Consider the following 13,549-nt stretch of genomic DNA (forward strand, 5'->3'; position numbering starts at 1 on the left):
ACCTTGACGCTGTGACTTTCACTACAACGCAATAGTCTATGTGTAGGCTGCCGACATGAGGCATGAACGCTTCATTCGGTTCGGGAAGATCTACCCTACCCTGCCGCATGGGATTATTGAGGAGCTCGCATGACCAAACAAAACGCCTTTACCCGGGAAGACCTGCTGCGCTGCAGTCGCGGTGAGCTGTTCGGCCCAGGTAACGCGCAACTGCCCGCCCCCAACATGCTGATGGTGGATCGCATCACCCATATCAGCGAAGAAGGTGGCAAGTACGGCAAAGGTGAATTGGTCGCCGAGCTGGATATCACCCCGGACCTATGGTTCTTCGCCTGCCATTTTGAAGGCGATCCTGTGATGCCAGGTTGCCTGGGCCTCGACGCCATGTGGCAGTTGGTCGGTTTCTTCCTCGGTTGGCAAGGCCTGCCGGGGCGCGGCCGTGCCCTGGGTTCGGGCGAAGTGAAATTCTTCGGACAGGTCCTGCCGACCGCGAAGAAAGTCACCTATAACATTCAAATCAAGCGCGTCCTCAAGGGCAAGCTGAACCTGGCCATCGCCGATGGTTCGGTGAGCGTCGACGGTCGCGAGATCTATACTGCCGAAGGCCTTCGGGTCGGCGTATTCACTTCCACTGACAACTTTTAAGGGTTATCCGCATGCGCCGCGTCGTTATCACTGGTCTGGGCATCGTTTCTTGCCTGGGCAATGACAAAGAGACCGTCACCGCTAACCTGCGTGCAAGTCGCCCTGGCATCCGCTTCAACCCGGAATATGCCGAAATGGGTCTGCGTAGCCAGGTTTCCGGCTCCATCGACCTGCCCCTCGAAGAATTGATTGATCGCAAGATCTACCGCTTCGTCGGCCACGCCGCCGCCTACGCCTACCTGGCCATGAAAGACGCGATTGCCGACTCCGGCCTGAGCGAAGACCAGGTGTCGAACGTGCGCACCGGCCTGATCGCCGGTTCGGGCGGTGCATCCACCCTGAACCAGATGGAAGCGCTGGACATCCTGCGCGAAAAAGGCGTGAAGCGTGTCGGCCCGTACCGTGTGACCCGTACCATGGGCAGCACCGTTTCGGCCTGCCTGGCCACTCCGTTCCAGATCAAGGGCGTGAACTACTCGATCTCCTCCGCCTGCGCCACCAGTGCTCACTGCATCGGCACTGCAGTCGAGCAGATCCAGTTGGGCAAGCAGGACATCGTATTCGCCGGCGGCGGTGAAGAAGAACATTGGAGCCAGTCGTTCCTGTTCGACGCCATGGGCGCGCTGTCCACCCAGTACAACGAAACCCCGGAAAAAGCCTCCCGTGCCTACGACGCCAAGCGTGACGGTTTCGTCATTGCCGGCGGTGGCGGCATGGTGGTGGTCGAGGAGCTGGAACACGCCCTGGCCCGTGGCGCCAAGATCTACGCGGAAATCGTCGGTTACGGTGCCACGTCCGACGGCTACGACATGGTTGCGCCAAGCGGTGAAGGCGCGATCCGCTGCATGCAGATGGCGATGTCCACTGTCGACACCCCAATCGACTACCTGAACACCCACGGTACTTCGACTCCGGTCGGCGACGCCAAGGAAATGGAAGGCGTACGTGCGGTATTCGGCGACAAGGCACCGAAAATCAGCTCTACCAAGAGCCTGTCCGGTCACTCCCTGGGTGCCGCCGGCGTTCACGAAGCGATCTACTGCCTGCTGATGATGGAAGGCAACTTCATGGCCGGCTCGGCCAACATCGACGAGATCGACCCGGTCGTCGCCGATATGCCGATCCTGACCAAGACCGTCGAGAACGCCAAGATCGACACCGTGATGAGCAACAGCTTCGGCTTCGGTGGCACTAACGCTACCCTGGTGCTCAAGCGCTGGCAGGGCAAGTAAGCCTTGTAGGTTGCTCCCCATGAAAAAGCCCCGACTGGTTCGGGGCTTTTTCATGGGCCACGGAAAATCCTGGCAGGGGCGCGGGCTCAAGGAGCGCTGTTATCACGCAGGTGCCTGGGCAGCACGGCGAGGAAATTATCCCGCGCCACCTTACGGGCAACCGTTTCAGGCAGCGCGTCAAGAAAGGGATCGAAGCGGTGCATTTCCTTGCCCAGTTTATTGAAGCGCCCGACGACGTCAGAGCCCAGCATAAAGCGCTCCGGGAAGCGCTCCACCAGGGCCAGCCACTCCGGCCGCGGTTTACCCGACTCGTCCAGCAGGTAAGGCGTGAGCATGCTCCATGACAGGTCGATGTACAGATTGGGGTAAGCCTCCAGCAGACGGCTCAAGGTGGGCAGCAAAAAATCCATCTGTACCTGATGCCGATGAATCTCCTTGCTGGCGCCGGCATGGGCCCAGATAAACCGCGTGTGCGGATGATTGCGCAGTGGCTCCTCGACTTCGGCCAGGTACAGCGGGTTGCGCTCGCGTTTGGAGGTGATGTTGGAATGCAGCAGCACCGGCAGGTCGTTTTCGGCCGCCAGGTGGTAAATGCGCGTCATGGCCTCGTTGTTGGCGCGCGGGGTGTCGCCAGAGGTCAGCGCGGTCAGGTCGTCGTGGCGGGTGAAGACCTCGCCAATGCCCTGCCACAAGCCCGGATTGAGGTCGAGCATGCGCTGGATATGCGCGTCGGAGTTCTTGTCATTGGGGTTGAAACCGGACAGAAACGGATGAAAATGGCGACGCTGCTCCGGGCTCAGTGTGTTTACGGCGGCCGCAACAATCACGTCAGTGGCGCTGTACCAATACGCATCGGCGTCATCACCGGCGTAGTAGCGTGGGCGCTTGGGTTCGTCTTCATGCCATTTCTTGGCGACCGGAACGCCTGAAATCATCACATGGTCGATGCGATTTTCCGCCATGGCCTTGAGCAGCTTGTCCATGCCCGCGGTTTCCTGGAAAAAGTCCACGTAGTGCAGGTGCGCATCGCTGTAGGCATAGTCGCGGGCCTGCACGGTGAAGCTACCGGTGGCCAATAGCAGGGCAAGGCTCAAGCGGGTCCAGGGCACGGTGATCTCTCGGCAGGCAGGGAATACAGGTAGACCCTGGCATGCCTCGCCGGGTTCATCCGGCGAAAAAAGCAGGAACACCTAAGTGCCAGCATGCTCTATAACTGCATGACCTTTATCCTGCCGTCACTGTGAGGTTTGCCATGCCAGTCATCGTCAATACGCTGAACACCGAAAACTATCGCCACAGCGTCAATATCAACCACCACGAACTGTTCACCGACCTGCCCAAAAGCCTGGGCGGTGACGATTCGGCGCCCTCCCCCCACGATTATTTCGACGCCGCGCTGGCCTCATGCAAGGCGCTGACGGTCAGGCTCTACGCACAGAAAAAAGATATTCCGCTGACAGGCGTGACGGTGGAAGTGACCCACGATGCCACCGACGAGCAAAAAGGCCGATATACGCTCAACGTCAAGTTGACCCTCAAGGGCGTGCTCACCGATGCGCAACGCGATGAGCTGCATCGTGTGGCCGACCGCTGCCCGGTACACAAACTGATGACCACCGCCGACATCAACATCGAGACTACCCTCTCCGAAGGTGCTTTCAGCCAATAGCGGCAGCCTCCCGTCGAGCGGGTTATGCTCAGCGCATTCCAACCCGCTCAGACAGGGATGCACCATGACCACCCTCACCGTGATCCGCCCTCGCCAGGAAGATGTCGAGGGCCAGCCTATCCTGCGCCCGCTGCCCTCGCGCGAATGCCGAAGCGTCGGGCCTTTCGTATTCTTCGACCACATGCTGGCTACGCGCTACGCGCCAGGCACCGGCATGAATATCCGCCAGCATCCGCATATCGGGTTATCGACCCTCACCTACCTGTTCGAGGGCGCCTTGCAGCACAAGGACAGCCTGGGCTCCGATCAGGTAGTGCAAGCCGGCGAGGTCAGTTGGATGACAGCCGGCAGCGCGATTGCCCACGTCGAGCGCACGCCGGAGGCGCTCAAGGCCAGCGGTTTTACGCTGCATGGCCTGCAAGTGTGGCTGGCGTCGCCGAGGGACCACGAAACCGGGCCGGGGCATTACAGCCACCACGCGGCGGCGAGCCTACCGCTCAGCGACTCACTGGGCGTGCAGATCCGCTTGATTGCCGGCACTGGCTTCTGCCTCAAATCGCCGGTACCGGTGCTGTCGCCCACCCTGTATGCCGAGGTGCGAATGCAGACGGCCACCACCTTGCTGATCCCGGATGAGCATGAGGAACGTGCGGTGTATGTGCTGGCGGGCGAGGCGCAACTCGATGGCGAACCGTTACAGGCCCATAGCCTGGTAGTGTTGCCGAAGGGAGAGACGATGACGTTGTCAGCCGAATCCGACTGTCATCTGGTGGTGTTGGGCGGAGCACCGCTGGATGGGCCGAGGCGGATCAATTGGAATTTTGTCGCGAGTGATCCTGCGCTGATCGAGCAGGCCAGGCAGCGCTGGGCGGCTGGGGATTGGCCAACGGTTCCGGGGGAATCGGAAAGGATTGAGTTGCCTGGGAGATAGCCATCGGGGGCAAGCCCCCTCCCACATTTTGACGATCTGAATCCAATCATGTGTGGGAGGGGAGCTCGCCCCGATGACGCCGGAACAGGCGCTGAACACTCAGCCCTTGAACACTTCATCCAGCAGGTTGTGCATCGACTGGAAGGCCCGCGCGGCAGTCTTCGCGTCGTACATCATCTTGCCCGGCACATTGGCGTGCGGGTCGGTGAACGAATGCACCGCACCGCCGTAGCTGAGCAATTGCCAATCCACACCGGCGGCGTTCATTTCATCTTCAAACGCCGGCAGTTGCTCTTTAGGGACCAAGGGATCGGAAGCGCCGTGCAACACCAGCACGGAACCCTTGATATTCCGTGCATCCGCCGGGTTCGGCGTATCGAGGGTGCCGTGAAAGGACACCGCCGCCTTCAAAGGTGCGCCCGTACGCGCCAATTCCAATGAGCAGCAGCCACCAAAGCAGAAACCGAAGGTTGCCAGCTTCGATGTATCAACCGCCGCCTCCGTCTGGTTCTGCAGTTGCTCGAAAGCTGCCTGCATACGTTTGTTCAACAGCGGTCGGTCGTTCTTCAACGGCATCATCGCCGCGCCGGCTTCATCGCCATTGGAGGGACGCACAGTTTGCCCGTACAGGTCGGCGATCAGCACTACGTAGCCGTGACTGGCGACGGTTTTGGCGATCTCTTCAGCACCGGCACTCACCCCCATCCAGTTCGGCGCCATCAGCAGGCCCGGTCGCGGGCCCACGTGGCTGGCATCGAACGCCAGGCGACTCTCATACGATTGCCCATCTATCTGATAGACCACGGAACGCACGGTGACTTGGCTCATCATTTACTCCAGTTGAAGTGCACTAGAACGAAAAAACCCGCCGAAGCGGGTTTTTCCTGCGACGTTGTTAAACCGACAGTTCAACCAACAGCTTGTTCAGTCGGCGCACATAGGCGGCCGGGTCCTTCAGGCTGTCACCAGCGGCCAGGGCCGCCTGGTCGAAGAGGATGTGCGACAGGTCGCCAAAACGCTCTTCGCTCTGCTCGCCGTCGAGTTTCTCGATCAACGGGTGCGCGGGGTTGAATTCAAAGATCGGCTTGGAATCCGGTACTTTCTGCCCGCTCGCCTCGAGGATCTGGCGCATCTGCAGGCCCAGGTCCTGTTCGCCAATGGCCAGGATCGCCGGGGAATCGGTCAGGCGGTGGGAAACCCGCACTTCGCTGACGGCATCGCCCAGGGCAGTCTTGATCCGCTCAACCAGGCCTTCCTTGGACTTGGCCACCTCTTCAGCGGCTTTTTTGTCTTCCTCGGAATCCAGGTTGCCCAGATCCAGGTCGCCACGGGCCACGTCGACAAAGGACTTACCGTCGAACTCGCTGAGGTAGCTCATCAGCCACTCGTCGATACGATCGGTCAGCAGCAATACTTCGATGCCTTTCTTGCGGAAGACTTCCAGGTGCGGGCTGTTCTTGACCTGCGCGTAGGTCTCGCCGGTCAGGTAGTAGATCTTGTCCTGGCCTTCCTTGGCGCGCGCCAGGTAGTCGGCCAGCGACACAACCTGCTCACCGTCTTCGCCCTGAGTCGAGGCAAAACGCAGCAGGCCGGCGATTTTTTCCTTGTTGGCGAAATCTTCCGCCGGGCCTTCTTTCATGACCTGGCCGAAGTTTTTCCAGAAGCCTTTGTATTGCTCAGGCTCGTTTTTCGCCAGTTTTTCCAGCATGTCGAGCACGCGCTTGGTCAGCGCCGACTTCATGGAGTCGATGATCGGGTCTTTCTGCAGGATTTCCCGCGACACGTTCAGCGACAGGTCATTGGAGTCGACCACGCCTTTGATAAAGCGCAGGTACAGCGGCAGGAAGGATTCCGCCTGGTCCATCACGAACACGCGCTGCACGTAGAGCTTGAGCCCCTTGGGCGCTTCACGCTGGTACAGATCGAACGGCGCGCGAGCCGGCACGTAGAGCAGCGAGCTGTACTCCAGCTTGCCTTCGACCTTGTTGTGGCTCCAGCTCAGCGGGTTTTCGTAATCGTGAGCGATGTGCTTGTAGAATTCCTGGTATTCCTCGTCCTTGATTTCGGTACGAGGACGGGTCCACAGCGCGCTGGCGCGGTTGACCACTTCCCATTCCTGGGCCGGGGTTTCTTCGCCTTCGGCGGCGGCCTTTTCTTTAGGCAGCTCGATCGGCAGCGCGATGTGGTCGGAGTACTTTTTGATGATGTTGCGCAGGCGCCAGCCGTCGGCGAACTCTTCTTCACCGGACTTCAGGTGCAACACGATACGAGTGCCGCGCTCTGGCTTGTCGATCGTGGCGATTTCAAACTCGCCCTCGCCTTTCGACGCCCAATGCACGCCTTCGCTGGCGTCGAGGCCGGCGCGACGGCTGAACACTTCAACCTTGTCAGCCACGATGAAGGCTGAATAGAAGCCCACACCAAACTGGCCGATCAGGTGCGAATCCTTCTTCTGATCGCCCGACAGGTTCTTCATGAAATCGGCAGTGCCGGATTTGGCGATGGTCCCCAGATGGGTGACCGCATCGTCACGGCTCATGCCGATACCGTTGTCTTCGAGAGTGACGGTCTTGGCGTCCTTGTCGAAGCTCACGCGGATTTTCAGTTCGGCGCCACCTTCCAGCAACTCGGGCTTGGACAGGGCTTCGAAACGTAATTTGTCGACAGCGTCAGAGGCGTTCGAGATCAATTCGCGAAGGAAGATTTCCTTGTTGGAATACAGCGAATGGATCATGAGGTGCAGCAGTTGCTTCACCTCGGTCTGGAAGCCCAGGGTTTCCTTTTGAGTTTCCACACTCATGGTCATCAAACTCCAATTGGATGGCAGTGGCCGCGCCCTTGCGGGTTGGCGGCGGGTTGTCATCAAAGTTGGGGGCTAACAGCAGGATTTCAAGAGCGGCTCGTGTCCTCGATCTTGAAATGCGCTCGAGCAGTGGCGATTGGCTCTGCGGCGGTGCTTTGCCACGCAGTGATCGCCACATTCGCCACGCGACGCCCCTGACGCCACACCTGGCAAGTGGCGTAAGTGTCGCGAAACTGGCCGGCGCGCAGGTAATCCAGAGAAAAGTCGATGATTTTCGGCAGTCCCGGCGCACCGGTAAACACCAGCAGGTGCAGCGCCGCAGCCAACTCCATGAAGCCTGCGATCACGCCGCCGTGCAGGGCCGGTAAAATGGGGTTACCAATGTTGTCTTTGTTGGCCGGAAGGCGAAACAACAATTCATCGCCCAGGCGCGTGCATTCAATGCCAATCAATTGGGCATACGGAATCAACTCGAGCAGCGCCGTATAGTCACCGCGCGCATGGGCCTGTTCAAGGCGGGTCTTGAATCGATGGGTCATGCCTGCGCTCCCTTGAGGGTATCGCCCAGCCCCTGCGTGCCCTTGAGACGCTTGCCCATGCGCATGAATGTACCGACTACATGGGCGATGGGGTGCTGCGGGTCCTCCTGGTAGGCAACGCCACGGGTGAAGATCACATCGGTGGTCACCCGATAGCATTGGGCGAAGCCGTAGACCGGCTGGTGAGGCGCCGCCGGGTGCATGTAGTCGATGCGCAGGTCTAGGGTCGGGCATACCTCGAAGTCCGCCAGTACACACAGGGTCGCCATGCCGCAGGCAGTGTCCATCAACGAGGTCAACGCGCCACCGTGTATCACGCCGGTCAGGGGGTCGCCGACGATCGCCGGGCCGTACGGCAGGATGAGCGTCATGCCTTGGGTATTGGCCTCATGAACGGTAATGCCCAACAGCTGGCAATGGCGCAATGCCGAAACGAAGCGTCGGGCACGCTCTAACAATGGATTTTCGCTCATTCGGTCCAGACTCTTATTAGTGTTGATCCGCGGAGTACGGGGTGCGGGCGAAAGTTCCTGGCAGGGTGCTGTTTATATATCTGCGTAATTAAAGGAACTAATGCTGAACCCTCAGGCTCGAAAGGCCAGTAGATATCTTCAATAAGGAGAAACACCCCATGCGCAAGACTTTAGCTATTTCCATGATGCTGGCCGCTGCTCTCGGTCTGGCTGCCTGCGACAAGAAATCCGAAGACAAAGCCCAAGACGCCGCTGCCCATTCTGAGCAAGCTCAGAAAGATATGGCCAAGGCTCAGGATAAAGTGAACGACGCTGCGAAAGAAAACGCCGATGCTGCCAAAGCTCAGGCCGAATCCAACGCTGCCGCCGCAAAAGAAGCAGCACCTGCCACCGGTTCCTGAGACCTGGCTTGAAGTAATCGTGCTGCAAAAAGAAAGCCCGCTCATATAGCGGGCTTTACTTTGCCTGGTATTTAACGCCAGTGGTTACAGCGTTAAGACACCGCGTCCTTCACCGGCTCCGTTAACGGCGTGTCGGTTGGCGTATAAACCATCACCTCCAGCACGTCGGAATGAAATTCGCGGCGATACAGCACGAACACCACGCCGGCACTCATCAACATGAACAACCAGGGGCTGACAAACCAGGCAAGCATGGTCATGCCGAAGTAATAAGAACGCAGTCCGAAGTTGAATTGATTGGCGGCCATTGAGATGACACGCGCCGCGCGCAAAGCAAACGCCTTGCGTTCCTGCTCAGACACATGCCGCTCGCCGATCATCGGCGCCGACCCTACCAGCACCGCCGCGAAGTTGTATTGGCGCATGCACCAGCTGAACGTGAAGAACGCGTAGACAAACACCAGCGCCAGGCACAGCAACTTGATTTCCGACATGCCCTGGGAGGCCTGCTGCACCATGGGAATATCCGCCAGCAATGACACTGCGCGCTCGGAAGCGCCAAGCACGGTCAGAATACCGGCGAGAATAATCAGGGTGCTGGAGGCGAAGAAGGAGGCATTGCGCTCCAGGTTGCCGATCACGCTGGCGTCGGCGATACGGTTGTCACGCAGCAACATGCGACGCATCCAGTCTTCACGGTAAAGATGCAGCACACTGGCCAGACACGCGGTGTCTCGGGCTTTCCAGGTGGCATAACGGGTATAGCCGCCCCAGCACAGGACGAACCAGAGGGCGGCAAGCAGGTGAATCTGATTGGTTTCGACGAACGACATGCGGGGCCTATGACAGGGTGAATGATGGCGTAATGCGCTATGACGGCGGGAGCGGCAAGCCCCTCCCACACTGATCCCTTCCAACTCTAGAGGGTGTAGTTTCATAAAGCATAAAAAATGCCCCGTATCGATTGATACGGGGCATTTCCGTAAACCTCGAACCTGGCGCGTTATGCGATCGCTTCGCTACGCTTGCCGAGCAGACGGTCTACCACTACCGCCACAACGAGAATCATCACCGACGGCACCAGCCAGGCCAGGCCTTGCTCGCTCAACGGCAGGTTCGCCAACTGCGCCGGCAACCAATCCGCCAGGCCCGCGCCCTTGAGCGCATCAATGCAACCGAAGATGAACGACACCAGCATCACCGGGCCGACGATCCGCCCCTGCTCCTGCCAGAAGCCTTTGCAGAAGCTCAGTGCCACCAGCACGATGCACGGCGGGTAGATCGCGGTGAGCACCGGGATCGAGAACGCGATCAGCTTGGTCAGGCCCAGGTTCGATACGAACAGCGAGAACAACGCCAGGATTACCACCAGGGTCTTGTAGGACAAGGGCAGCACGCGGCTGAAGTACTCGGCGCAGGCGCAGGTCAGGCCCACCGCCGTCACCAGGCACGCCAGGGAGATCAGCACGGCCAGGAAGCCGCTGCCCAGGGAACCGAAGGTGTGTTGCACATAGGCATGCAGCACTGCCGCACCGTTGCTGGCACCGGCTGCGACGGCATGGCTGCCCGAGCCGAGACGGAACAGGCTGACATATACCAGCGCCAGGCCCACACCGGCAATCAGCCCGGCAATGATCGCGTAGCGAGTGATCAGCTTTGGAGACTCGACACCTCGTGAGCGAATCGCATTGACGATGACGATGCCGAATACCAGCGCACCCAGGGTATCCATGGTCAGGTAACCATTGATAAACCCTTGGGAGAATGGCGCAGCGACATATTCCGGGGTAGCGACACCCACATCGCCGGCCGGCAGGGCGAACGCAGCGATGCCGAGGATAGCCAGCGCGATAATCTTCAGCGGCGCGAGAAAACGCCCCACCGTGTCCAACAGGCGCCCGGGATACAGGGAGACAAAGAACACCACCAGGAAGTACACCGAGCTGTACAGGAACAGCGCCAGCGGGCTTTCGCCGGTCAAGGGCGCCAGGCCCACTTCAAAGGACACGGTCGCGGTACGCGGGGTAGCGAACAACGGGCCTACCGCCAGGTACGCCGCCGCCGCGAGCAGGCCACCGGCGATCTTGCCGATCGGGCTGCTTAACGCGTCCATACCGCCACCGACCTTTGCCAGGGCAACTACGGTAACCACCGGCAGGCCGACCGCCGTGATCAGAAAGCCCAGCGCCGCCATCCAGACGTGAGGCCCGGACTGCAAGCCAACGATAGGCGGGAAGATGATGTTGCCGGCGCCCACAAACAGGGCAAAAGTCATGAAGCCCAACGCCAGGATGTCCTGGCTTTTCAACACTTTCATTTAAGGAAATACCACACTGCTGAATCGGAATTTAGAGAGGGATTCCCTGTGGATGAGGGAAATACCGGCGGCCCTTTTGGGGACCGACCGTTCCAGCGCGCAGCGTCCTTTTGGGATGCGGGCGCATAAAGAGGCGGCCAGGGTACAGAATTAGGCTGACAAACGCACTGTTGCGGGGCGTACTGTCCGATAAGCGACATCTTGATGTCGCGTTTTCATACTTAATTTGGCAATACGACCACCTGTGGGAGGGGGCAAGTCCCCTCCCACATTGGATCGTGTACATCCAAGACGCACAAAGGCCACCCGAAGGTGGCCTTTGTGGGTGGAACGTCAGTTAAGCGCGGAGCTTACTTGACAGCCCAACCGGTCAGCTCGGCCAGGGCCTTGCCGATGTCTGCCAGCGAACGCACGGTTTTAACGCCTGCGTCCTGCAGCGCAGCGAATTTCTCGTCTGCAGTGCCTTTGCCGCCAGAGATGATTGCGCCCGCATGGCCCATGCGCTTGCCCGCAGGGGCAGTCACACCAGCGATGTAGGAAACAACCGGCTTGGTCACGTGTGCCTTGATGTAGGCAGCCGCTTCTTCTTCAGCCGAACCGCCGATCTCACCGATCATTACGATCGCTTCGGTCTTCGGGTCTTCCTGGAACAGCTTCAGGATGTCGATGAAGTTGGAGCCTGGGATCGGGTCACCGCCGATGCCGACGCAAGTCGACTGACCGAAACCGGCGTCAGTGGTCTGCTTCACAGCTTCGTAGGTCAGGGTGCCGGAACGGGAAACGATACCGACCTTACCTGGCAAGTGAATGTGACCTGGCATGATGCCGATCTTGCATTCGCCTGGAGTGATCACGCCTGGGCAGTTAGGGCCGATCAGGACCACGCCCAGCTCGTCGCACTTAACTTTAGCGTCCAGCATGTCCAGGGTAGGAATGCCTTCGGTGATGCAAACGATCAGCTTGATGCCGCCGAATGCCGCTTCCAGGATCGAGTCCTTACAGAAAGGAGCCGGAACGTAGATCACGCTGGCGGTGGCGCCAGTGGCGGCTACAGCGTCTTTCACGGTGTTGAACACAGGCAGGCCCAGGTGCTCGGTGCCGCCTTTGCCCGGTGTTACGCCGCCAACCATCTTGGTGCCGTATTCGATGGCTTGCTGGGTGTGGAAGCTACCTTGCGAACCGGTAATACCCTGGCAGATAACTTTGGTGTCTTTATTGATCAGGACGCTCATTATTTGCCCTCCGCAGCTTTGACAACTTGTTGAGCAGCGTCGGTCAGGCTGGTAGCCGCGATGATGTTCAAACCGCTTTCTGCCAGTACTTTAGCGCCCAGTTCAGCGTTGTTACCTTCAAGGCGAACAACAACCGGGATTTTAACGCCGACTTCTTTCACTGCACCGATGATGCCTTCGGCAATCATGTCGCAACGAACGATGCCGCCGAAGATGTTGACCAGTACTGCAGCGACGTTGGCGTCGGACAGGATGATCTTGAAGGCTTCGGTCACGCGTTCCTTGGTAGCACCACCGCCCACGTCGAGGAAGTTGGCTGGTTTGCCGCCATGCAGGTTGACGATGTCCATGGTACCCATGGCCAGGCCGGCGCCGTTGACCATGCAACCGATGTTGCCTTCCAGCGCTACGTAGTTCAGTTCGAACTTGGCAGCGTGCGCTTCGCGCGGATCGTCTTGCGACGGATCGTGGAAAGTCTTCAGCTTAGGCTGACGGTACATGGCGTTGGCGTCGATGTTGATCTTGGCATCGAGGCAGTGCAGGTCGCCGTCGGCCTTGATCACCAGCGGGTTCACTTCCAGCAGGGCCAGATCATGATCCTGGAACAGTTTGGCCAGACCTACGAAGATCTTGGCGAACTGGGCAACTTGCTTGCCTTCCAGGCCCAGCTGGAAAGCCAGCTCGCGCCCCTGGAACGGCTGAGCGCCAACCAGTGGATCGATGGTGGCTTTCAGAATTTTTTCTGGGGTTTCGTGAGCGATCTTTTCGATGTCCACGCCACCTTCGGTGGACGCCATGAACACGATGCGACGGCTCGAACGGTCAACGACAGCGCCCAGGTACAGCTCTTTAGCGATATCAGTGCACGATTCAACCAGGATCTTGGTGACTGGCTGGCCATTGGCATCAGTCTGGTAAGTCACCAGACGCTTGCCCAGCCACTGCTGTGCGAAGGCCTTGGCGTCTTCTTTGCTGCGAACCAGCTTAACGCCGCCCGCTTTACCGCGACCACCCGCGTGGACCTGGGCTTTGACAACCCACTCGGTACCACCGATTTTGTCGCAAGCTTCTGCTGCTGCTTCCGGGGTGTCTACTGCGTAGCCCTTGGATACTGGCAGGCCGTATTCAGCGAACAGCTGCTTACCCTGATACTCGTGAAGATTCATGCTTTTTACCGTCTTCGTTAGGTACTGCGCATTCGGCGCTGCGCTCATTATGAGTGCCGCGCCACCTGTGACTGCTGCTTGCGCAACCTGCGGGGCTTATGGCCCGTAAAGCTGCGCAAGGCTGCGTCCAGCGGATATTCC

Annotated in this window: 14 protein-coding genes; 5 read left to right on the plus strand and 9 right to left on the minus strand. The window is 59.3% G+C overall.

Annotation, left to right across the window (positions count from 1 at the left end; genetic code table 11):
* Positions 1-129 precede the first annotated feature (129 nt).
* Complete coding sequence (gene fabA / locus OSC50_RS15635; protein WP_010211704.1) at positions 130-645, plus strand: 3-hydroxyacyl-[acyl-carrier-protein] dehydratase FabA; 516 nt, start codon at positions 130-132, stop codon at positions 643-645.
* A gap of 11 nt (positions 646-656) precedes the next feature.
* Positions 657-1,877 carry a beta-ketoacyl-ACP synthase I gene (gene fabB / locus OSC50_RS15640; protein WP_003190033.1) on the plus strand — a complete coding sequence of 407 codons (1,221 nt, stop codon included), beginning with the start codon at positions 657-659 and terminating at the stop codon, positions 1,875-1,877.
* A gap of 86 nt (positions 1,878-1,963) precedes the next feature.
* On the opposite strand, the gene OSC50_RS15645 is transcribed toward fabB, so the two are convergent.
* Positions 1,964-2,992: an amidohydrolase family protein gene (locus OSC50_RS15645; RefSeq protein WP_414704466.1), complete on the minus strand. Its 1,029-nt coding sequence runs from the start codon at positions 2,990-2,992 to the stop codon at positions 1,964-1,966.
* A gap of 137 nt (positions 2,993-3,129) precedes the next feature.
* Here OSC50_RS15645 and OSC50_RS15650 point away from each other — a divergent pair, with 137 nt between their 5' ends.
* Positions 3,130-3,546: an OsmC family protein gene (locus OSC50_RS15650; RefSeq protein ID WP_181079961.1), complete on the plus strand. Its 417-nt coding sequence runs from the start codon at positions 3,130-3,132 to the stop codon at positions 3,544-3,546.
* A gap of 64 nt (positions 3,547-3,610) precedes the next feature.
* The gene (locus tag OSC50_RS15655; protein ID WP_266248656.1) at positions 3,611-4,477 is read left to right on the plus strand and encodes a pirin family protein; all 867 of its coding nucleotides are present in this window, start codon (positions 3,611-3,613) and stop codon (positions 4,475-4,477) included.
* 99 nt (positions 4,478-4,576) lie between these two features.
* Here the strand turns inward: OSC50_RS15655 and OSC50_RS15660 are convergent, their stop codons facing one another.
* The 4 genes from OSC50_RS15660 to OSC50_RS15675 all read right to left on the minus strand — a co-directional run bounded on the left by OSC50_RS15660 (position 4,577) and on the right by OSC50_RS15675 (position 8,292).
* Complete coding sequence (locus OSC50_RS15660) at positions 4,577-5,305, minus strand: dienelactone hydrolase family protein (protein WP_181079963.1); 729 nt, start codon at positions 5,303-5,305, stop codon at positions 4,577-4,579.
* Between the two features lie 67 nt (positions 5,306-5,372).
* Positions 5,373-7,277, minus strand: a complete 1,905-nt coding sequence (gene htpG / locus OSC50_RS15665; RefSeq protein WP_266248655.1) for a molecular chaperone HtpG — start codon at positions 7,275-7,277, stop codon at positions 5,373-5,375.
* 89 nt (positions 7,278-7,366) lie between these two features.
* Positions 7,367-7,819 carry a PaaI family thioesterase gene (locus tag OSC50_RS15670; RefSeq protein ID WP_266248654.1) on the minus strand — a complete coding sequence of 151 codons (453 nt, stop codon included), beginning with the start codon at positions 7,817-7,819 and terminating at the stop codon, positions 7,367-7,369.
* Complete coding sequence (locus OSC50_RS15675; RefSeq protein ID WP_181079966.1) at positions 7,816-8,292, minus strand: PaaI family thioesterase; 477 nt, start codon at positions 8,290-8,292, stop codon at positions 7,816-7,818. Before OSC50_RS15675 ends, OSC50_RS15670 begins: the two co-directional genes overlap by 4 nt.
* A 158-nt stretch (positions 8,293-8,450) precedes the next feature.
* Between OSC50_RS15675 and OSC50_RS15680 the strand changes: the two genes are divergently transcribed.
* Positions 8,451-8,693, plus strand: a complete 243-nt coding sequence (locus OSC50_RS15680) for a hypothetical protein (RefSeq protein WP_181079967.1) — start codon at positions 8,451-8,453, stop codon at positions 8,691-8,693.
* 92 nt (positions 8,694-8,785) lie between these two features.
* Here the strand turns inward: OSC50_RS15680 and OSC50_RS15685 are convergent, their stop codons facing one another.
* The 4 genes from OSC50_RS15685 to sucC all read right to left on the minus strand — a co-directional run bounded on the left by OSC50_RS15685 (position 8,786) and on the right by sucC (position 13,408).
* Complete coding sequence (locus tag OSC50_RS15685) at positions 8,786-9,526, minus strand: DUF599 domain-containing protein (protein WP_181079968.1); 741 nt, start codon at positions 9,524-9,526, stop codon at positions 8,786-8,788.
* A 170-nt stretch (positions 9,527-9,696) separates the two neighbouring features.
* On the minus strand, positions 9,697-11,010 hold the full coding sequence (brnQ, locus tag OSC50_RS15690) for a branched-chain amino acid transport system II carrier protein (protein ID WP_181079969.1): 1,314 nt from the start codon (positions 11,008-11,010) through the stop codon (positions 9,697-9,699).
* A gap of 350 nt (positions 11,011-11,360) precedes the next feature.
* Positions 11,361-12,242, minus strand: a complete 882-nt coding sequence (sucD, locus tag OSC50_RS15695) for a succinate--CoA ligase subunit alpha (RefSeq protein WP_003172813.1) — start codon at positions 12,240-12,242, stop codon at positions 11,361-11,363.
* Positions 12,242-13,408, minus strand: coding sequence for an ADP-forming succinate--CoA ligase subunit beta (gene sucC, locus OSC50_RS15700; RefSeq protein ID WP_060754516.1), 1,167 nt, complete (start codon positions 13,406-13,408; stop codon positions 12,242-12,244). The genes sucD and sucC overlap by 1 nt, the downstream gene beginning before the upstream one ends.
* Positions 13,409-13,549 lie beyond the last annotated feature (141 nt).

Origin of the sequence: Pseudomonas quebecensis, assembly GCF_026410085.1 — a bacterium.
Taxonomy (GTDB): domain Bacteria; phylum Pseudomonadota; class Gammaproteobacteria; order Pseudomonadales; family Pseudomonadaceae; genus Aquipseudomonas; species Aquipseudomonas quebecensis.